This window comes from Sphingomonas sp. TF3, assembly GCF_003985085.1.
Taxonomy (GTDB): domain Bacteria; phylum Pseudomonadota; class Alphaproteobacteria; order Sphingomonadales; family Sphingomonadaceae; genus Sphingomonas.
On sequence record NZ_RWKS01000032.1, the window covers coordinates 1 to 19187 of the forward strand.

Here is a 19187-nt window from a genome sequence, read left to right on the forward strand (position 1 = left end):
CATTTGGCTTCCGGGATCGGGCCATGGTCGAGCGTGATCGTGCCTGCCGCCTTATCGATCTCCTTCACCGTCCCCTGTCCCTTGGCCTTGATCGCGGATGTCGCGGAGGGCGCCATTGCCATATTCGCCATATCGCCGCTCATCGCCGCATCGGGCGATGCCTGATTGGTCTCGGTCGCGATAGGTGCTTCCGCTTTTTTGCCGCACGCGGCGGTCAGGGCGGCGAGGCCGAGGGCGATAGTCAGTCGTGCATAGTTCATGGTCTTCTCCTTGCATGTTAGGCGGGTTGATGGGTGGGCTTGGTCTTGGGCTTGCGCTTGCGCAGCAGCAGATAGGCGGCGGGCAGAACGAACATGGAGAGCAGCGGCGCGGTCAGCATGCCACCGATCATCGGCGCTGCGATCCGGCTCATGACCTCCGAGCCCGCGCCCGAGCCGAGGAGGATCGGCAGCAGGCCGGCAAGGATCACCGCGACCGTCATTGCCTTGGGGCGGACGCGGAGAAGAGCCCCCTCTCGAACCGCCGTCTCGACCTGGCTCGCATCGGGATCGTGGCCGCGCTCTTCGAGCGCGTTCTTGAGGTAGATCAGCATCACCACGCCGAACTCGGCGGAGACACCGGCGAGGGCAATGAACCCGACCCCGGTCGCAACCGACTGGTTGAAGCCAAGGAGGTACAGCGTCCAGATACCGCCGGTGAGCGCGAACGGCAGCGTGCCCATGATCAGGGCAGCTTCGTCGAAGCGCCCGAAGATCATGTAGAGCAGCACGAAGATGATCAGCAGCGTCGCTGGCACCACCAGCTTGAGCTTGTCGATCGCCCGCTGGAGATATTCGAACTGGCCTGAGTAAGCGATGCTGACGCCCGGCGAGAGTCTGACCTGCTTCGCCACCGCCCTTTGCAGATCGCCGACCACCGAGGCGAGGTCGCGCCCGCGCACATCGACATAGACCCAGGTCGATGGCCGGGCATTCTCGGTCTTGAGCATCGGCGGCCCTTCGGCGATCGATATGTTCGCAACTGTACCGAGCGTGATCTGCTGCCCCGAAGGGGTCAGGACCGGCAGTGTCCGCAGACCCTCCAGGCTGTCGCGCAGTTCGCGCGGATAGCGCACGGTGATCGGATAGCGGGCCAGCCCCTCGACAGTCTCGCCGATCGTCTCGCCGCCGATCGCGCCCGAGACGATCGCCTGCACATCGGTGATGTTGAGCCCGAACCGCGCGGCGGCAGCGCGGTCGATATCGACATCGACATAGCGCCCGCCGGTCAGCCGTTCGGCGAGGGCAGAGGAAACGCCCGGCACGGTCTTGGCGACCGTCTCGACATCATGCGCGATGCGATCGAGCTGGGCGAGATCGGCGCCCGACACCTTGACCCCGATCGGGCTCTTGATGCCGGTCGCCAGCATGTCGATGCGGTTCCTGATCGGCGGCACCCAGACATTGGCGAGGCCGGGCAGCTTCACCGTGCGGTCGAGTTCGTCGACCAGTTTGTCCGGCGTCATTCCGGGACGCCATTGGTCGCGGGGCTTGAACTGGATCGTCGTCTCGAACATCTCCAGCGGCGCCGGATCAGTCGCGGTCTCGGCGCGGCCGGCCTTGCCGAACACGCTCTCGACCTCGGGCACCGTCTTGATCAGCCGGTCGGTCTGCTGGAGCAGTTGCGAGGCCTTGGCCGCAGAGAGGCCGGGCAAGGCCGAGGGCATGTAGAGCAGGTCGCCCTCGTCGAGATTGGGCATAAACTCACCGCCGAGCCGGGTGAGTGGCCAGGCCGTTGTCGCGAAGACCAGCGCAGCGATCACCAGCACCGCCTTCGGCTTTCGCATCGTCCAGTCGATCGCGGGGCGGTAGAGGTTGGTCAGCCAGCGGTTGACCGGATTGGCCTGCTCGGCTGGGATGCGGCCCCGGATCAACCACCCCATCAGGATCGGAACGAGGGTCACCGACAGGATCGCGGCGGACGCCATCGCATAGGTCTTGGTGAAGGCGAGCGGCGCGAACAGCCGGCCCTCCTGCGCCTCCAGCGTGAACACCGGAATGAACGACAGCGTGATGATCAGCAGGCTGAAGAACAGGGCCGGGCCGACTTCGGCCGCGGCTTCGGTGACGACGATCCAGCGCATCTCGCCCTCGAGATGCTCGTCCGGATGATCCTGCTCCCAGCGCTCGATCTTCTTGTGGGCATTCTCGATCATCACCACGGCCGCATCGACCATCGCGCCGATGGCGATGGCGATGCCGCCCAGCGACATGATGTTGGCGTTCACGCCCTGAAACCGCATGACGACGAACGCGGCGAGCACGCCCAAGGGCAGGGTCAGGATCGCCACCAGCGCCGAGCGGACGTGCCAGAGGAACAGGCCGCAGACGATCGCGACGACGATGAACTCCTCAATTAGCTTGTGGGTGAGGTTATCGACCGCGCGATCGATCAGTTGCGAGCGGTCATAGACCGTCACGACGTCAACGCCGGGCGGCAGGCTTGCCTTCAGGGCGGCGAGCTTGTCTTTGACCGCTGCGATCGTTTCGCGGGCATTCTTGCCCGAGCGCAGGATCACGACGCCGCCGGCGACGTCGCCTTCGCCGTTCAACTCAGCGCTGCCGCGCCGCATCTCCGGACCGATCTGGATCGTGGCGACGTCGCCTAGCCGGACCGGAACGCCACCGCTTGCTGTCTTCAACGGGATCGCCCGGAAATCGTCGAGCGTCTTCAGATAACCCGAGGCGCGGACCATATATTCGGCTTCGGCCATCTCCAGCACCGAGCCGCCCGACTCCTGGTTGGCTTGTCTGATCGCCTGGACTGCTTGTTGATGGGTGACGCCGTAGGCAGCGAGCTTCACTGGATCGAGCAGCACCTGATATTGCTTCACCATGCCGCCGATGCTGGCGACCTCGGCGACGCCGGTCACGGTTTTCAGCTCGTAGCGCAGGAACCAGTCCTGAAGCCCGCGGAGCTGCGACAGGTCATGCCGGCCGCTCCGGTCGACCAGCGCATATTCATAGACCCAGCCGACGCCGGTCGCATCGGGACCGAGCGCGCTACGCGCGCTCGCCGGCAATCGTCCCTGCACCTGGTTGAGATATTCGAGCACACGGCTGCGCGCCCAGTAGAGGTCGGTGCCGTCCTCGAAGATCACATAGACGAAGCTGTCGCCGAAGAAGGAGTAGCCGCGCACCGTCTTCGCCCCTGGCACCGACAACATGGTGGTGGTGAGCGGATAGGTGACCTGGTTCTCGACGATCTGCGGTGCCTGGCCCGGGTAGCTGGTGCGGATGATGACCTGCGTGTCGGAGAGATCGGGCAGCGCGTCGATCGCGGTCGATCGCACGGCCCAGACGCCCACGCCGATGAGGGCCAGTACGCCGATCAAGACGAAGAAGCGGTTCCTGACCGACCAGCGGATGAGATGAGCGATCATTGGCCCGCCACCTTGGTCATACGTCGTATCGTTGGCCCCGCGGGAGGCCGGTCGAAGCCGAAGCGAACGCGGTCCCCTGTCTTCAGGCCACGCGGAATCTTCGGATCGGGAAGCTGGAACGTCATCGTCATCGCCGGCCAGCCAATCGCCGGCACGGGCTCGTGGCTCAGCGTCACCGAATTGGCGGTGATCTGTTCGATCTTGCCGACGGTCTCGTAAAGCGTTCCCGTAGCCGCGGGCTTCGCGGCGGCGGTTGGCGTGGCAGCTCCGATTGGCCGCGCTTCGACACCGGACAAACTTGCCTCGGAATCAATCAGGAACTGGCCCGAGGCGACAACCTTCTCACCTTCGGAGAGCCCGGCGAGGATTTCGGTGTCATCGCCGGATTCCCTTCCGATTTGCACCTCTGCGGGTCGGTAGCGGCCCTTGTCGAGGGCCAGCATCACCAAGGTCCGCTTGCCGGTGCGGATCAGCGCTTCGGAGGGCACAAGTAACGCCGGTTGCGTGGCTCCACCGAACGAGACGGTAGCAAACATGCCGGGACGCAGACGTCCTCCGCGATTGGGCAGCTCGATCCGGACAGTAAGGGTGCGGCTGTCGGCCTGAGTCTCGGGCAGGATCGCCGAGACACGGCCCGACAAGGTCTCGCCAGGAAAAGCGGCAAGCGTGGCCTGCACGGTTTGTCCGGGTTTGAGCGGACCGGCGATCGCCTCGGGTACAGCGGCATTGAGCCAGACCGTGCCGAGGCCATTGACCTCCGCGAGCGTCTGGCCTGCCATCATGGTCATGCCCGCCCGCACGTTCAATGTCTTGATGACCCCGCGGGTGGGCGTAGAGATTGTGATGACATTGTGCGGCCGTCCCGCTCGCTCGACCGAGGCGATCGTGCCCGACGACATGCCGAGCAGCATGAGCCGCTGGCGCGCGGCCTGGGTCAGCGCCGCGTTGCCGGTGCGGCGGACCGCAAGGAATTCAGCCTGCGCGCCGCCCCATTCCGGCACCAGTAGGTCGGCAAGAGGTGCCCCTGCCCCGATGATGTCGCCAGGTGCGCGCGCATAGACGCGCTGGACGAAACCTCCAGTGCGTGCCTGGACGACTGCGATATCACGCTGATTGAAATCGATCGTCCCCGTCGCGGTCACGCTACTCGCCAAAGCGCCACGTCGGACCAGGACGGTGCGCAGCCCGAGCGCCTGAGACGCGGAAGGATCTATTGAAATCCCCGGCGCTGCCGAGCCTGCCCCCGCCTCATCTGCATAGCGGGGGATCGTCTGCATCCCCATCGACGAAAGGCCGGGACCGTCATGATGTTCGGCCGGGATCATCGGGTCGTACCAATAGAGAATCTTGCGCGCGGCGGGCTTCGCGCTCTCCGGATCGTGCGAACCTTCCCATTGTTGGGCCACGGTAAAACCGATCCCGCCAGCAGCGAGCGCAAGAAGAGCAGCGGCACCAAGAAGGCGGCTGCGGGTAATTGTAACTTGGCTCATCGCGGTGCGCTCCCGTAAGTAAAGTTCAATCCGGCTCCGTCCGCTGCGACCTTGGCTTCGCGATCAACGGTCGTCAGGGTGGCATCGGCGAGCGCGGCAAAAGCGTCCGCGACGTCAATCAGACTGGCGCGGCCCGCACCATAACTCGCTGTTTCCAACTTCACGCGCTGCTCGGCGAGCGGTTGCAGCGTGCCCTGCGCGCGCATCCACTGCTCATGATGCATGACATGGTCGGCGATATCAGCGTCAAGGTCGGCGGCAAGCGTGCGCCGCGCGGCCTCGCGTTCGGCCAAGACCCGCCCGGCACTGGCCTGGGCCGCCGCGATCCCGGCATTCTGGCGATTGCGGGTGAAGAACGGCAGGCTGACCGTCACGCCGGCCGAGATAAAGTCGCCGAAACGGGGGTCGCGGCGTTGATAGGCCAGGTTGACACCGAAATCAGAGCGCCGACCGGCGTCGGCCACACGCACATCGGCATCCGCCTGGTCGGCCTGGGCATCGATCATCTCGATGGTGGGATGGTGATCAAGGCCGGCACGCAGCTTGGCGGCATCGACCGGGAATTCAGGGATTGGTCCAGCGATCTCAGGCGCGGGATCGCCTGTCCAGCGGGTCAGCGTCGCGCGGGCGCGCGCCACGTTGGAGACCAGTTCGCTGCGGCGATCCTGCATCGCCGCGACCGCCTGCTGACCGGCAAGCGTCTGCGCCGGCCGTGCGTTGCCCGAGGCGACAGCCCCCGGCGTCGTTCCCACCACGCGCTCGAGCCGGGAGAGAACATCGTCGAGAGCGGCAAGCCGGCGTTCGGCGTAGGCGAGATTGATCCAGGCAAGCGCGGTGCCCACCTCGACGGTGCGCGCCTCGACCGCGGTATCGGCCTCGGCCACCTTGATGTCGCTATCGGCGCGCGCCTGCTGGGCATGGCGCTTGGCGAGGTTGGGAATGTCCTGGGACACGCCGACCCGCGCCATGGTGAAATCGTCGCGATTGGGCTCGAACGCGAGCGGTCCCGAGATCGGGAAGCTTTCGACGCTCACGCCGAGCGTCGGATCAGGCAGAGCTCCGGCCGCGCCGCGCGCGTAACGCGCGGCATCGGCGCCGAGCGCCTTGGCCTTGATCGACGGGGCTTCCTGTCGGGCGCGCTGGAGCGCAGCTTCGAAGGTGAGCGGACCGGCGAATGCAATGCCGGGGATCGCCGCAAGAAGCGGCGCGCAAAGAAACAATCGCATGGAAAACTCCTGATCGGAGGGTCAGGCCGGCATCGCGCAATATGACAGGCATGTCAGTGGCGGCGGGATGGGGGGCATCCCGCCGCCACTGCTGGCCTAGCCGTCTATGCGACCTGTAGCGGCCAGAACCTGTGCTTAGCCGGCCGAAGGGGTCGACGAAGGCTGTGCCATGCTGTGCATCTGCTTCATGCAATCAGCAGCGTCTGTGCTGCTCATCTTCATCATGTCGCAGTCGCAAGTCGCCACTTGCGTGGCATCAGGCACCCAGACGCGCCGCTGGGCCGGTCCCGTGGCACGCGGGCCATATTGCGGGACCGACTTCCACTCATAGTGGCCGGACTGTTGGCTGTGGTTGGGCTGGCCGGCGAATGCGGCGCCAGGTGCGGCAAGGGCTACGCCGAGCAGGGCATAGAAAACACGGTTTTTCATGACTGTAATCCTTTGGCAAAACATCGTGGTAGCCGCAGATCAGACGGGATGTTTGGGTGCGCAAAGGCGCAACGATCCTGTCAGCCTGACGGCCGGTTTCGATCAGCCAAGGAGAGTCGGTGGTTCCGGTTCGGGCGTAAGGTCACTGCCGCGTAGGACCGTGGTGGTCGGCCAGAAGGCCAAGATTGGATTCGCCTCGCGAGCCGCAAGCGCTGGCGAGTCATTGCGAACGGCCATGGGAACTACGCACCCCATCGCGGCTATGCAGGCAAGGGTCATGCCCTTGCAGGGCTTCTGCGCAGGCTGTTGTTGCTGCGCCATCATCTTCATGCAGTCCTCGGACATGCTTGAAGCGGCCATACTCGACATCGCCACCGGCGCGGACACTGCAGGCGGGCCGGACGCAAAGGCGGCTTCCTGGCCGAGCAGACCGATCAGGGCTCCAAGCAGGAGAAAGAGATGAAGCGCACATTTCACAGACGTAACCGGATACACCACTCATGATCCAGGGACAACGCGATACTCATCCGCCGTGGCGTGCAAAGATGGTTTCGCGTTCCGCGCCAAAGGCAATGACATTGAAGGGTTGGGCGGACTGTCCGGGAACTTCCATGCCGGGTGATCCGACAGGCATACCAATTACGGCGAGACCGCTCACACCACGCGGACGCAACGCAAGAACGCGCTTCATGTCCGCGATGGGGACGTGTCCCTCGAAAACCATGCCATCGACGATCGCTGTGTGACACGATGATAGCCGAGCCGGTACGCCGTGTACCCGCTGAAAGGCGGGTCGCCCCCGATCGTCGATCATGTTCACGCGTCGCCCGAATTGTTGACGGACCTGGGCCGCCCATTGCTCGCAGCAACCACAGCCGGGATCCCGGTGAACGACGATCGGCTCAGCAGCAATGCTGACGACGGAGAGTGACGCGCCGAGCGCAGCAAGTACGATCTTGAGTTTCATATCAACCTTCAATGGTCCCTGCGGGACGGGGGAAATCTCCTACTGCGCGCGCTTGCCGTGGGCTTTTAGCCAGCCCTCGAGTTCGCCGACCTCACGCGTCTGCTCGGCGACGGCTTTGTTGGCCATCATCCGAACCTTTGAATCTTTGGTCTCTCGCAGAACGATGCGCGACATTGCGATCGCGCCGCGATGATGCTCGACCATCTTGCGCACCCAGGTTTCGGTGGCATCCGCGCCCATCGCGGACGTCATCTTCTGGTGCATTTCCATCTCAGCCGACGGGTAGGGGTTAGCAGGGTTCGGCTTCATCATTTGACCCATGTCCATCATGGAATGGTCCATGCCCTGCATTTGCGCGATACCGGGCGTGGCCAACAATCCGACGATCATGACGGCGATTATTTTCTTCATAATATTCTCCTCATCGTCCCCGCACTGTTAATACGCGCGAGCGTGCTTTCCCCCCCCCCCCCGCGAAACGCAGACATTTCCAGGAATTAGGGATCAGGCTGCTATTTACGGGCCAAAATTGCCTTCATCTCGTCGATCTCGCGCCGTTGAGATACCTCGATGCCGCTGCAGAGACGAACGACTTCCGGATCTTTGAGAGACGCCTCACGACACATAAGGATCGCCCCCGAATGGTGGGGGATCATTGACCGCAAGAACGCGGTATCGCCGATCGTCGTTTGCGTCCGGATGAGCGCGAACGATCCAGCAAATATCGCGACAGAGCCGATCAAAAGGGCGGCGTTCGCGGTTTTCGATGGAAACATATGCCCCATTGCGAGGATCATCAACACCACCATGGGTGCGACCATCATAAGCGTCATGTAGACCATGTTGAGGTTATTGTAGAAGCTTCCCAGACTATCGATCATGACGAACATCACCAAATACATGATAATGCCGCCGACGAGGGTCTGCAGCGCGAGGCTGGTATAAGCGTTCTTCATCATCGGTCGTCTCCTTCGGCCCCCGCCCAAGAATCCCCCATGGTCGTTCAACTCTTGCGGCGCCGCTTTCGCGGCCAGCGGAAATACAAAAGAGCAGAACCCGCGATCGCGAGCGCAAGCCCCCCACCGGCAAATCCAATCAGCCAGGGCGTGTTGAAATCTTCGTGGTTCTTCCAATCCATGATGTGGAGGCCCCAGAAGAAGTCATAGAGACGCCAAGTGCCGTTCCTGACGGCAACGATCCGACCACTATTTTGCGCAATATAGACGCGGGTCGAATCCTGATCTGGAAAGTCGATTCGCCATGCCGGAAGCACGCCCTTATATTCGGTGCTCGCGGACGTAACGGCACGGACGCTCGGCGGCGCCGACTTCCCACGATATGATCGCACCGCCACCGCGCGAGCCATCGCGGCGTTGACGCGCGGGATGGCCGACGCTGTTTCTGCGTCGTGGAGCCGTACCGAGCCGTCAGCCATCTCGACCTCTGTAACCTCTCGCCCGGCGAGCATACGGTACCGCACCTCACGGACAGGAGCGCCCGCTTGGCGTAGAACGATATCGAGCGGCGCCCGGGCATGGCCCTGGGCGAGCGTCGCCAGCGATGCGCGATCTACGACATGTTCACCGCGGACCCGATCGATGGGCAGCACGCTCATGATCAAGCCGCTCGCAAACCACAGTAACAACTGAACGCCGATGATCAGGGCCAGCCAGCGGTGCACCCGGCTAACCCCGACATGGAGGCGAAGCCGATTGCTCCTCAGAACCAGGTCCGCACGCCAATGACAAAGCTTGTCGCCTTGACACCTTCGCCATCAGCTCGCGCATAATCCGCGGTCTTGCCCAGCTTGCGATCGTAGGAGACGCCAATATAGGGCGCAAATTCGCGTCTGACTTCGTAGCGCAGACGCAGCCCAAACTCGGCGTTCGATATACCAGCGCCGATGCGGGTTTCCGGGACGTCCTGGGCTGATAGATTCAATTCGACCCGGGGCTGAAGGATCAAACGTTGCGTAATGCGCTGATCGTAATAGCCCTCGATCCGCCCCAGGACCTCGCCCTTGTTCGACAGGAACAAGGCTGCCTCCGTTTCGAACCAGTAAGGCGCGACTCCTTCGATCCCGACTGTAGCGTAGGTGCGCGAGGGATTGGGTTTGAAATCATATCGGACACCAGCCTGCAGGTTCCAGTATGGATCGAGCGCGCGGCTGTAGAGCGCCTGAATCTCCGCAGTTTCCATAAAGGTGCCGTTACGACCGCCTAGGACGCCCTCGCCTTCTGACTTGATTGTCAACCGATCGAGATCCTTGCCGAACCACGCTTCGCCATCCCAGCGATAACCGTCCCGACCATTTCGGACCTGATATTCCGCCAGATTGAACAGGATCATCGAGGAGGTGCTGGCGCCATGCTCGTTGTGCAGCATGGACCGTGAATCGACCATCGCACCGTTCTGATAGATCCGATCGGCATAATGATCGCTTGGTGCTGCCGGTGCCGGTGCATTGCCCGGTGCAAGGCTCGTGCCCCCTGCCCCATGACCGGCCATCTGCCCGTCCATCGACATGCCGGGCATGGACGACATGTCATGCTCCATTGGCTGACCGCCTCCACCAGCAGGCATATTCATACCGGGCATATCGTGGTTCATGGCGCCACCCGCCGTGTCCGGCATTGTCATGCCAGGCATGCTCGACATGTCATGTCCTGCATGGGGATCGGGCTTCGGAGACGCCTTGCTTCCTACCGTTCCCGACATATCCATTCCGGGCATGGCGCCCATTCCCGACATGTCATGGGCGGCCGCTTTAGGTTTCGCGACGGGCGCCCCGCGCTTTGCTGAAGTTGGTTTAGCAGCCGGTTTGGCGGCCGTTTTGCGCTTAACGGGAGTCGCGGGTTTGGTTGCCGGCTTTTTCTTCGGAGGTGCTTTGGCCGCAGGCATGTTCATGCCCGGCATATTCTGCATCGATTGCGCGTTAGCCGGAGCCGCGAGGGCAAGCGGCGCTACGCTGATGAGGAGAAGCAATGCCTTCATGCTGCGTCTCCCCGAGGCCGGACAGAGACGACGCGCATCATCCCGGCATGCATGTGATAAAGCATATGGCAGTGGAAGGCCCAGTCGCCGATCGCGTTGGCGGTGACGTCAAAACTCACTTTGCCGCCCGGCGCGACGTTGACCGTATGCTTGCGCGGCGAATATTCGCCATGCCCGGTAACCAACTCGAAAAAATGTCCGTGAAGATGGATCGGATGCGACATCATCGTGTCGTTCACCAGCGTCACACGCACCCGTTCGTTTTCCAGGAATGGAATCGGCTCGCGCTTGTCGCTCATCTTCACGCCGTCGAACGACCACATATAGCGTTCCATATTGCCGGTCAGGTGGATTTCCATCGCCCGATCAGGCGCTCGCACGTCGGGGTTGCGATCCACCGCCATGAGGTCGCGATAGACCAGGACGCGGTGTCCGACATCTTCCAGGCCCTGCCCGGGCTCTCCGGTGCGATCCATCGGCATAGGTGAAATCGTCTGGACGCCAGGCCCCATCTTGACCTGCGGGGCTTTGCTGCCGTCGCGCATATTCATGCCGCCCATCCCGCCCATCGCCATGCCTGCCATAGCGTCGCCGGCCGGGGCGCCCATTCCAGGCATGCTCGCCATCGAGCCGCCGGGTGTCTTGTCCGTTGTCGGCATGGATGCGCCGGAGCCCATGTCCATGCCCGCCATGCCACCAGCAGCGGCGCCGCCTGTCGGCATGTCATGACCCATTGCTGCATGGTCCATGCCGGCCATCGTAGAACCGCCGGAAGCGTCCATGCCTTGCATGCCGCCCATGTCCATCTCGCCCATGCCCATATCCTTCATATCGGCAAGGGGACGTTTGCGAAGCGCGGGCACCTGGGCTGCCATGCCTTCGCGCGGGGCCAGAGTTGCGCGCGCCATGCCAGACCGATCAACAGATTCGCCGATCAGAGTGTAGGCACGGTCATCAGTCGGGGTGACGATGATGTCGTAGGTTTCCGCCACCGCAATTTGGAACTCGTCGACCTCCACCGGCCGCACGTCTAGACCATCGGCCTGAACGACCGTGAGCTTGAGTCCTGGAATCCGGACATTGAACGTCGTCATCGCCGAGGCGTTGACAAAACGTAGTCGAACTCGCTCGCCGGGCCGGAAAAGCGCTGTCCAATTGTCCTGGGGACCATGGCCGTTGACGAGATAGGTGTAGGTTGAACCTGTGACATCAGAGACGTCCGTGGGGTCCATCCGCATTTTGCCCCAGTCGAGACGATCCTTGAGCGGTTGATCTTCTTTTGCCATCAGGCCAGCCAGCGTCTGGCGCTGATAGTTGAAATAGCCCCCGCCCACCTGCTTGAGCTTTCTGAAAATCGCGTGCGGATGCATCTGGCTATGGTCGGACAGCACGATCACATGCTCGCGATCCGACTTGATCGGATCTTCGCCTGCCGGATCGATCACGATCGGCCCGTAATGGCCCATCTGCTCCTGCAAACCCGAATGGCTATGATACCAATAGGTGCCCGCCTGGACGATCGGAAACTCATAGACGAAGGTCGATTTTGGTTTGATGCCGGGGAAGCTGATTCCCGGTACGCCATCGAACTGGAACGGTACCAGTAACCCGTGCCAGTGGATCGAACTGTCTTCTTCAAGATCGTTGATCACCGACAGGCGCACCGTTTGCCCTTGGCGCAACCGGATCAAAGGCGCCGGCACGGTTCCGTTGATGCCGATCGCATGGCTTGCGCGGCCATCGATCATCATCATCTGATGAGCGATCTTGAGAGTGATATCGTTGCCGGTAACGGTCGGGAGCGGCTTCACAATACCCGCCGAGACGGGTTGAGCCCATGCCGGCATCCAGGCCGACAATGCCAGGCCACCGCCGGTCAGCGCGGCACCGCGGAACAGATCGCGGCGGTTCAATACCGGGGGCATATAATCTCCTTGTTCATTGTTCAGCACCCTCTTGTCCACAGCGAGGCTCGAGCGCGGTATCTCTCTCATCCTTACGCACGAGCGCGGCGCACCCCTCAAATGTCGGCCAAGATTTCAGCAAGTCGGACGCGAGCGCGGTACAGCCGCGTCTCGACAGCCTTCCCGCTGATCGAAAGTGCCAACGCAGCTTCCGATTGGTTCAACCCTTCGACGGTGCGGAGCAGCAGAACCTCTCGCAACGAAGATGGCAAGGCAGCGATCGCAGTCGAGAGTTTTTCGAGTTCCATCTTCGAAGCTGCGCTGGCATGAGCCGAAGGTGCGTCGTCTGGGACCTGTTCAATTTCGTCGTCGGACGTGGCGGCACTGAAGATGAAGAGCTGACGCACTCTTTGGCGACGGCGCCAATCACGGCATTTGTTGATCGCGATCCGCGACAGCCAAGCGCGCAGCGGTCGGGCACCATCATATTTCCGCAAATGGCTGAACGCCGAAACGAAGCAATCCTGGGTAAGGTCAAGCGCCTCTTCCGCATTGCCTACGAGTCCGCGGACCAGCCGGAATATCGCGGATTGATGCCGGTGCATGATCTCTGCGAATGCCGCTTGCCGGCCACCGAGCGTCAGCGCGGCAAGTTCACCATCGGAGCACGACTGGAGCTCCAGACTCACCGCGCATCGTCGGTAAGCGCATGTACTACCGCCTGGTCGAAGGTCTTGGCCTGATCCGGACGTAAGATCTGGCGCATGGCGAAGATATGGCCGAGCGTCTCCTTTTGGAGCTGACCCATTGCCTGATGCGACTGATCGACGGCCGCAGCGACACCCGGACCGTTGCCATGTTCAGTTTCGATGGCATCGGCAAGCCGTGCATTGTCGGCTCTCAGTTCGAGTTCCAGCGCCCGTCGGCGCACGGCAAACCGCTGCTCAAGCAACTCGATCTGAGCCTTCTGACGATCGTCCAGGTCGAGCTTGCTGTGCAATACGTCATGCAGTTCGACGCCGCCAGCCACAGGATGTGGCAGGAAATGACGGCCCAGAAACACGCCCGCGACGGCTGCGACAAAGGCGACAATCGCGACCAGAACGAGCAGCCGCGGCTTCATCGCGGACCTGCGAGCAACGTGGAGGGAGCAAGCGGATTGGATGGCCCAAAAGGCGAGAGCGTAACGGAGGCCTCGACTGGCGTCGTAACCCCGTTGCTGGCAACACCCAGCAGCACTGCGCCAAAGGCGGCGACCGCGCCAAGCCTCAACTGGGAGCCCGCCGAAACCTGCGTCCTGGCGGCAATGCGCCTGAACACTGCCTCTTCAAGACCGGCCAGACCGGGATGCCCCGGTTCGTTGCGTAAGCGGCTCAAGAGCCCATCCAAGTCTACATTCATCTCAAATTCCTATTTCTTCAATCCATCCGACGCGCTGGCGCAAGACCCGTCTTTTCCACCTCCGCTATCAGCCCGTTCGTCAAAAGCGCCCCTCGGTTTTCGGGGGGCTGAACGACGACCTTCAAGGCACGGTGCCACATAGTTACGGCATCGTCTTTGTCATGCCAGGCATATCCTTCATCATCGCATCGTGATCTTCAGGCGCACTGGAAATCACCGCCTGATATTGCGCAGGACTCATCTTCGGCATCTGCCGCACGAAAGCCACCATGTCCCAGATCAGCTCGTCGCTATGGGTTTTGCCCCAGGCCGGCATCGCTGTGAGCTTGACCCCATGCTTGATGATCCAGAACTGCTCCTTTGCCGATCTCTGCGGCTCACGGAAAAGCTCGGGAGCCCTGGGATAGAGGCCCTGGCTGATCTCGGACTTCTCAAGGCCCGGCGCGAGATGGCAGCCGCTGCACATCTCGGTATAGAGCCCCGCTCCGCTCTGCAGACGTTTCACATCCATCAGGTTTGCCGGGACGCTGATGTCGCGAGACCTTACCGCGATCGAGCGATCACGGAATTGCTCCACGAGCCAATAGACTGGTTTGCTGTGGGGGGCATCAGCGCCAATATCGTAAGCGCCGACATACACGACGATGCCGGCGAGCGCGCCACCGGCCAGCGCCGCCGCCGCGACGAAGCCCACGCTCGGAAAATGTCTCCGGAGCCATGCTTTCCTTGAATCTTCCATCGCGTCCTCCCCAGCAGAAAGTCTTTGGACGATCGATGATTTCACACCCCATCCAATTGATCATACGCGCGGCGCGCCTTCACCCCTCAACCCTACGCCGATCCCGCGCGCCGGCCGGTTTCCATACAACCGCCGAAGAAATTTCGCGGGTTTGATGAGGGGTTGCACTCTGCGGTGCGTAAATCGCTGTGTCGGCAGTATCGCCGCCTATGGAGAAATCGATGTTTCGTAAAACAGCTTTTGCCGTCGCCATGGCGGCTTCTGTCTTTGCCGCTACCGCCGTCCAGGCTCACCCCAAACTGAGCAGTGCCACGCCAGCCGCCGACACCGTCGTCGTCGCCCCGACGAAGATCCAGCTCGTCTTTTCCGAAGCGCTTGTCGCGCAGTTCTCCGGAATCGACCTGACGATGACCGAAATGCCCGGCATGAAGATGGGGCCGATGAAAATGAACGGCGTCAAGGCAACGCTGGCTCCCGACGGCAAGACACTCGTTGCCACGCTCGCCAAGCCGCTGACAGCTGGAACGTACAAGCTCGATTATCATGTCGTCTCGACCGACACCCATCGCATCCAGGGCGGATACACGTTCAAGGTCAAGTAAGACCATGCCGGACATGGTGGCAATCGCCGTCAGGCTTGGACTCTATCTTGACCTGATGCTTCTTTTTGGGCTGCCGATGTTCGGGCTCTACACATTGCGCGGGACCGAACGGGAATCCGGCTCGGTCCTGCGCTTCCGCTCCGTACTCGCGTCCATCGCCTTGGCCGGCATAGGTCTGTCGATCCTCGGCATGATGGTTTTGGCGGCCTCGATGGGCGGCGTGTCGGTCGATCAGGTAGACCGCGCCACAATCAACATGGTGATCTCGGGCACCTCGATCGGAACGATATGGCAGGTACGAGTGGCCGCACTCTTGCTCGTCCTTTATTTTTCGATTGTCGGATGGCGTCGTCCCGCTTTTGCTCTCGGTTCACTTTCGTTCACGGCAGCGATCGCTCTTGCAACATTGGCCTGGACCGGTCACGGCGCTGCCGATGAAGGCTTGCTGGGATGGGTTCATCTTGGCGCCGATATCACCCATTTGTTGGCAGCAGGGATATGGGTCGGGGCGTTGGCTGCTCTATGCCTACTCATATTTCGCCCCGCCGACCGAATGGCTGTGGACCATATTCACCTTTCGCACCGAGCCTTGGACGGCTTCGCCAGGATCGGCTCAATCGTGGTCGGCCTCCTCATCCTCTCTGGTGTGGTCAACAGCTGGATACTGGTGGGGCCGTCCAGATTGGGATCGCTTTTCACAAGTCTCTATGGTGCGCTGCTGACAGCGAAATTGCTGCTGTTTGGCGCAATGCTCATCCTTGCAGCAGCCAATCGCTTCTTCCTCACGCCTGCGTTGGCGATGGCTGTCGAAAGCGGTGACGCACCAGCCGCGATACGGTCGCTTCGCCGAAGTCTGATTGTCGAGAGCGGGTGTGCGCTTGCAATCCTTACGCTCGTTGCCTGGCTCGGACTATTGGCGCCTCCCGCCTCCGGCGTATAGACATTCGCCCATCACGGCAGCGCGCGCGATATGGCCTTGATCGCTTTCAGGCCCGAACCAAAACGGGAGATCGCTTCCTTGTGGCGTTCCAGCTCACCATAGGGAAGATAGGCGATCTCAAGATCTGCGATACGGCTGAAGGCGGGCCGTGCGAGTTGCGCCCGCACCTCGCTCTCGCGGGCATCGGGTGCGACAAGGAACAGCCCGGCGGTGGCGTGCAACTCGCTGCCGCTCAGGGCCAGGTCGAGCATCCGGACGATGCCCGAATAAATCGAAGTCGAATGCTCGACTTCGAAGGCCGCGGCGACACGATCGCTCGCCCGCTCCAGCCACAGTACATCAATAAGACGGATGGCATCGGCACCGGTCGAAGTGGAAATCGACTCCGGCAGGCACTCAAGGCATCCCTCACCAAGACGCACCCCATCATGGAGACGCCCGCGGTCGTTGGCTGCGATCCAGACATCATAGCCTAGCGCATGACCGATGTCGCGAAGCCAGGCCTGAATCTCCGAATGGGTCCGATCGCTTTCGCCCTGCTTCTGAAGGGCCTTGTTGAGACTTTGCGCCTCGGTCCTGGCCTGTTCGAGCCGCGCCGCCCAGGAACCGGCTGCCTGATCGCCCTCGTCGCGTGGTGGCGCAGGATAACGCCCCGAGCCGATATCAAACAACAGCCCCCCAATGGCGCCGAGATCGTTCGACAGCAAATCGCGGAACTGCTCGTTCAGATCAAGGACGCCCGAGCGCATCGCGAGAAAATGCTGCCAGCTGCCCAGCTTCACCTTCCCGCCCGTCAGCTTGTTATAGCCATTGACGATCGCCGTGTTGAACGGCGGGACCAGCGTGGGATGCAGGAAGTAGAGGAGATTGGCGACCGCTGGTCCCAGGCCTTTGATGTTCAGGCGATCAATGGTGTGGATTCCCGCGATAATCTCTTCAGCGGTATCACAGCACGCGCAATGATCCAGCAACCGGCCAAAAGCGCGCTGGTTCGCTGGGTTTTCATAGATGTCAGGGATGCGCAATTTTGGCTTCCAAAGAAACGCATGATCCGCACCTTTGAATATCTGCCGTTGCTCGGCGACCGAATGAACGACCGTTTCCAGCGAAGATCCGCGATAAGCGACGCCGAACCTCCCGGCTTCGATTTCAGCGACCACCTGGGCGAGGCCCCGTCGGATCGAGCGGAAATTCTTGATGCGCTCGTCCCAAAGAAACCAGCTCTGATAGGTCGCGTTCGGGTCTTCCTTCCATCGCTGGATCAGTTGCCGCGCCAGCAATTCAAAGTCTGCCAAACCCTGCTCCCCCCTTCGCCCCAATCTCCTCGGACGCTAGCACTCTGTTTCGCGGACCACCAGATTTGCGGGAGCCGCCCGGGCCTAATAAAAGGCCTGCGATCAACGTATGTCGTCCGGAATATGCATCAGCAGGTCGCGGGTATAGTCGATCAGGAGATCGCCGACGGTAGCCCCGTAGATTGCAAGAAACAGGATGAACGCCAGAAGCTTCGGGACAAAGCTGACCGTCTGTTCGTTGATCGATGTCGCGGCCTGGACCATGGAAATAACCAGCCCGACGACCAGCATCAAAATGAGCGGAGGCCCTGCGATGATCATGATGACCCAGAGTGCTTGGCCCATCGAAACCGAAAAAGGACTGTATGTCTCCAATTCGCCTCCCCCGGTGACGGGGTCGCGGCGCCAGGACGTGCGCCTAGCGATCCTTGCGGGGCGAGTGGCGTGGAGAGAGATCATTGCTTCCGATCCGTCTTCGCCACGTCCACTCGCCCCCGCGCCACGCTGCGACCCGTGGGCACCTCATTTGTCCATCCTGTCGGTTGATGGGCTACATCTGACTTACGCATCGACGGCTCTGACCCCTCGCGCCCATCTGCATTTTCTCGAGAGAAGCGCCTGCTTTCGAGGGCACGTGCCGCATGCCGCGTAATAGCAATGTCGATCAACGTCAGCGAAAGGCATGCATGTACGACTGCATTATCATTGGCGGAGGTCCCGCAGGCCTAACGGCTGCCACCTATCTGGGCCGGTTTCTGCGAGCTACGCTGGTCGTCGATGCGGGGCCGGGCCGGGCGGCCCGAATCCCAACGACACATAACCTCCTTGGATTTCCAGACGGAATATCTGGCGCGGATCTGCTGTCGCGTATGCGTCAACATGCAGTTCGCTACGGTGCCGAATTGGCCAATGGAGTCGTCGAGCGCGTCGAACGCGCCGATACTGGATTTATCGCCTATACGGGCTCCCAGGCCATCGAGGCACGAACCATATTGCTCGCCCAAGGCGTGACAAATCATCGACCGAGAATAGAGCAGGAAGCGCACGATCGAGGCGTTGCCCAAGGGTTGATACGCTATTGTCCGATCTGCGATGCCTACGAGATCCGCGGCAGGAGAGTCGCCGTGCTGGGCTGTTCCGACCACGGCGCGGCCGAGGCGATTTTCGTTCGCCACTACAGCGATACCGTCACCCTGCTCACTCAGGATGCTTCGGAACTCTCGCAAGCTGACGAGGCAAATCTGGTTCGGAACGCTATTAGGGTCGAGCGAGCACCTGTCAGCGATTTGTCGGTCAACGAGAAAGACCTTCTCGTCCATTTAGCCGATGGCCGATCGCTCCAACTCGACACTCTATATGTTGCTCTTGGGACCTCCGCTCACTCAGAACTGGCGCGGATGGCTGGTGCCGAATTGGCTCCGTCAGGTTGCATCGTCGTCGATGAGCATCAGCAAACGACGATCAGCGGTATGTTCGCCGCCGGCGACATGGTCGAAGGGCTGGACCAAATCGCGGTAGCGGCGGGCCAGGCGGCCAGGGCGGCGACCACCATTCACAATCGATTGTCTGGATGACCCTGTAGACGGGGTCGAGCACGCAAAAATATATGAGAGGTGGGGGTTGACCCTGACATGATGTCAGACCCCACATTGCCTTTCGTCGATAAGGAGACGAGCCGTGACTGATCCTATTCCTGCGAGCAAATCTGGTGCGCATAGCTGCTGCGCGGGCAAGCACGATGCCACCACGGGCGCGAAGACGGCCAAGGATCCGGTATGC

At 61.7% G+C, this 19187-nt stretch carries 20 protein-coding genes; 3 read left to right on the forward strand and 17 right to left on the reverse strand.

Translation table 11 applies throughout. From position 1 onward, the window contains the following. From EJC47_RS18750 to EJC47_RS18825, 15 genes are all read right to left on the reverse strand, one after another. Positions 1-260: copper-binding protein (locus EJC47_RS18750; protein WP_148110560.1), on the reverse strand; the 260-nt coding region annotated here is incomplete at its 3' end. A 17-nt stretch (positions 261-277) separates the two neighbouring features. After that, positions 278-3421 carry an efflux RND transporter permease subunit gene (locus EJC47_RS18755; protein ID WP_126849283.1) on the reverse strand — a complete coding sequence of 1048 codons (3144 nt, stop codon included), beginning with the start codon at positions 3419-3421 and terminating at the stop codon, positions 278-280. Next, on the reverse strand, positions 3418-4911 hold the full coding sequence (locus EJC47_RS18760) for an efflux RND transporter periplasmic adaptor subunit (RefSeq protein WP_010405530.1): 1494 nt from the start codon (positions 4909-4911) through the stop codon (positions 3418-3420). Before EJC47_RS18760 ends, EJC47_RS18755 begins: the two co-directional genes overlap by 4 nt. Beyond that, a complete protein-coding gene (locus EJC47_RS18765) occupies positions 4908-6137 on the reverse strand; it encodes a TolC family protein (RefSeq protein ID WP_066112623.1) in 1230 nt (409 codons plus the stop codon). Before EJC47_RS18765 ends, EJC47_RS18760 begins: the two co-directional genes overlap by 4 nt. 135 nt (positions 6138-6272) lie before the next feature. Next, positions 6273-6566, reverse strand: a complete 294-nt coding sequence (locus EJC47_RS18770) for a hypothetical protein (protein WP_033965547.1) — start codon at positions 6564-6566, stop codon at positions 6273-6275. A 523-nt stretch (positions 6567-7089) separates the two neighbouring features. Next, positions 7090-7533 carry a DUF411 domain-containing protein gene (locus tag EJC47_RS18780; protein WP_010405522.1) on the reverse strand — a complete coding sequence of 148 codons (444 nt, stop codon included), beginning with the start codon at positions 7531-7533 and terminating at the stop codon, positions 7090-7092. 39 nt (positions 7534-7572) lie between these two features. Next, positions 7573-7944 (reverse strand): DUF305 domain-containing protein, encoded by a 372-nt coding sequence (locus tag EJC47_RS18785; protein WP_126849284.1) that lies wholly within the window; start codon positions 7942-7944, stop codon positions 7573-7575. 101 nt (positions 7945-8045) lie between these two features. Continuing rightward, a complete protein-coding gene (locus EJC47_RS18790; RefSeq protein ID WP_081988752.1) occupies positions 8046-8492 on the reverse strand; it encodes a DUF305 domain-containing protein in 447 nt (148 codons plus the stop codon). A 44-nt stretch (positions 8493-8536) separates the two neighbouring features. Beyond that, positions 8537-9214 carry a PepSY domain-containing protein gene (locus EJC47_RS18795; RefSeq protein WP_010405516.1) on the reverse strand — a complete coding sequence of 226 codons (678 nt, stop codon included), beginning with the start codon at positions 9212-9214 and terminating at the stop codon, positions 8537-8539. A 38-nt stretch (positions 9215-9252) separates the two neighbouring features. Continuing rightward, a complete protein-coding gene (locus EJC47_RS18800; RefSeq protein ID WP_040601624.1) occupies positions 9253-10527 on the reverse strand; it encodes a copper resistance protein B in 1275 nt (424 codons plus the stop codon). Further along, positions 10524-12452 carry a copper resistance system multicopper oxidase gene (locus EJC47_RS18805; RefSeq protein WP_029622637.1) on the reverse strand — a complete coding sequence of 643 codons (1929 nt, stop codon included), beginning with the start codon at positions 12450-12452 and terminating at the stop codon, positions 10524-10526. The genes EJC47_RS18800 and EJC47_RS18805 overlap by 4 nt, the downstream gene beginning before the upstream one ends. Before the next feature lie 95 nt (positions 12453-12547). Next, complete coding sequence (locus tag EJC47_RS18810) at positions 12548-13120, reverse strand: RNA polymerase sigma factor (protein WP_010405508.1); 573 nt, start codon at positions 13118-13120, stop codon at positions 12548-12550. Next, on the reverse strand, positions 13117-13554 hold the full coding sequence (locus EJC47_RS18815; RefSeq protein ID WP_010405505.1) for a periplasmic heavy metal sensor: 438 nt from the start codon (positions 13552-13554) through the stop codon (positions 13117-13119). Before EJC47_RS18815 ends, EJC47_RS18810 begins: the two co-directional genes overlap by 4 nt. Then, a complete protein-coding gene (locus EJC47_RS18820; RefSeq protein ID WP_033965533.1) occupies positions 13551-13832 on the reverse strand; it encodes a hypothetical protein in 282 nt (93 codons plus the stop codon). The genes EJC47_RS18815 and EJC47_RS18820 overlap by 4 nt, the downstream gene beginning before the upstream one ends. A gap of 142 nt (positions 13833-13974) precedes the next feature. Further along, on the reverse strand, positions 13975-14616 hold the full coding sequence (locus tag EJC47_RS18825; RefSeq protein WP_245535556.1) for a c-type cytochrome: 642 nt from the start codon (positions 14614-14616) through the stop codon (positions 13975-13977). A 176-nt stretch (positions 14617-14792) separates the two neighbouring features. On the opposite strand from EJC47_RS18825, the gene copC reads away from it, so the two are divergent. Next, positions 14793-15173, forward strand: a complete 381-nt coding sequence (copC, locus tag EJC47_RS18830) for a copper homeostasis periplasmic binding protein CopC (protein ID WP_010405500.1) — start codon at positions 14793-14795, stop codon at positions 15171-15173. 4 nt (positions 15174-15177) lie between these two features. Beyond that, the gene (gene copD, locus EJC47_RS18835; RefSeq protein ID WP_010405497.1) at positions 15178-16113 is read left to right on the forward strand and encodes a copper homeostasis membrane protein CopD; all 936 of its coding nucleotides are present in this window, start codon (positions 15178-15180) and stop codon (positions 16111-16113) included. Between the two features lie 11 nt (positions 16114-16124). Here copD and EJC47_RS18840 read toward each other — a convergent pair whose 3' ends face one another. Both EJC47_RS18840 and EJC47_RS18845 read right to left on the reverse strand, forming a co-directional pair. Beyond that, the gene (locus tag EJC47_RS18840) at positions 16125-17408 is read right to left on the reverse strand and encodes a hypothetical protein (protein ID WP_010405495.1); all 1284 of its coding nucleotides are present in this window, start codon (positions 17406-17408) and stop codon (positions 16125-16127) included. Between the two features lie 102 nt (positions 17409-17510). Then, complete coding sequence (locus tag EJC47_RS18845; protein WP_066110663.1) at positions 17511-17867, reverse strand: flagellar biosynthetic protein FliQ; 357 nt, start codon at positions 17865-17867, stop codon at positions 17511-17513. A 182-nt stretch (positions 17868-18049) separates the two neighbouring features. On the opposite strand from EJC47_RS18845, the gene EJC47_RS18850 reads away from it, so the two are divergent. Further along, a complete protein-coding gene (locus EJC47_RS18850) occupies positions 18050-18982 on the forward strand; it encodes an NAD(P)/FAD-dependent oxidoreductase (RefSeq protein WP_260591667.1) in 933 nt (310 codons plus the stop codon). The last annotated feature ends 205 nt before the right edge of the window (positions 18983-19187 follow it).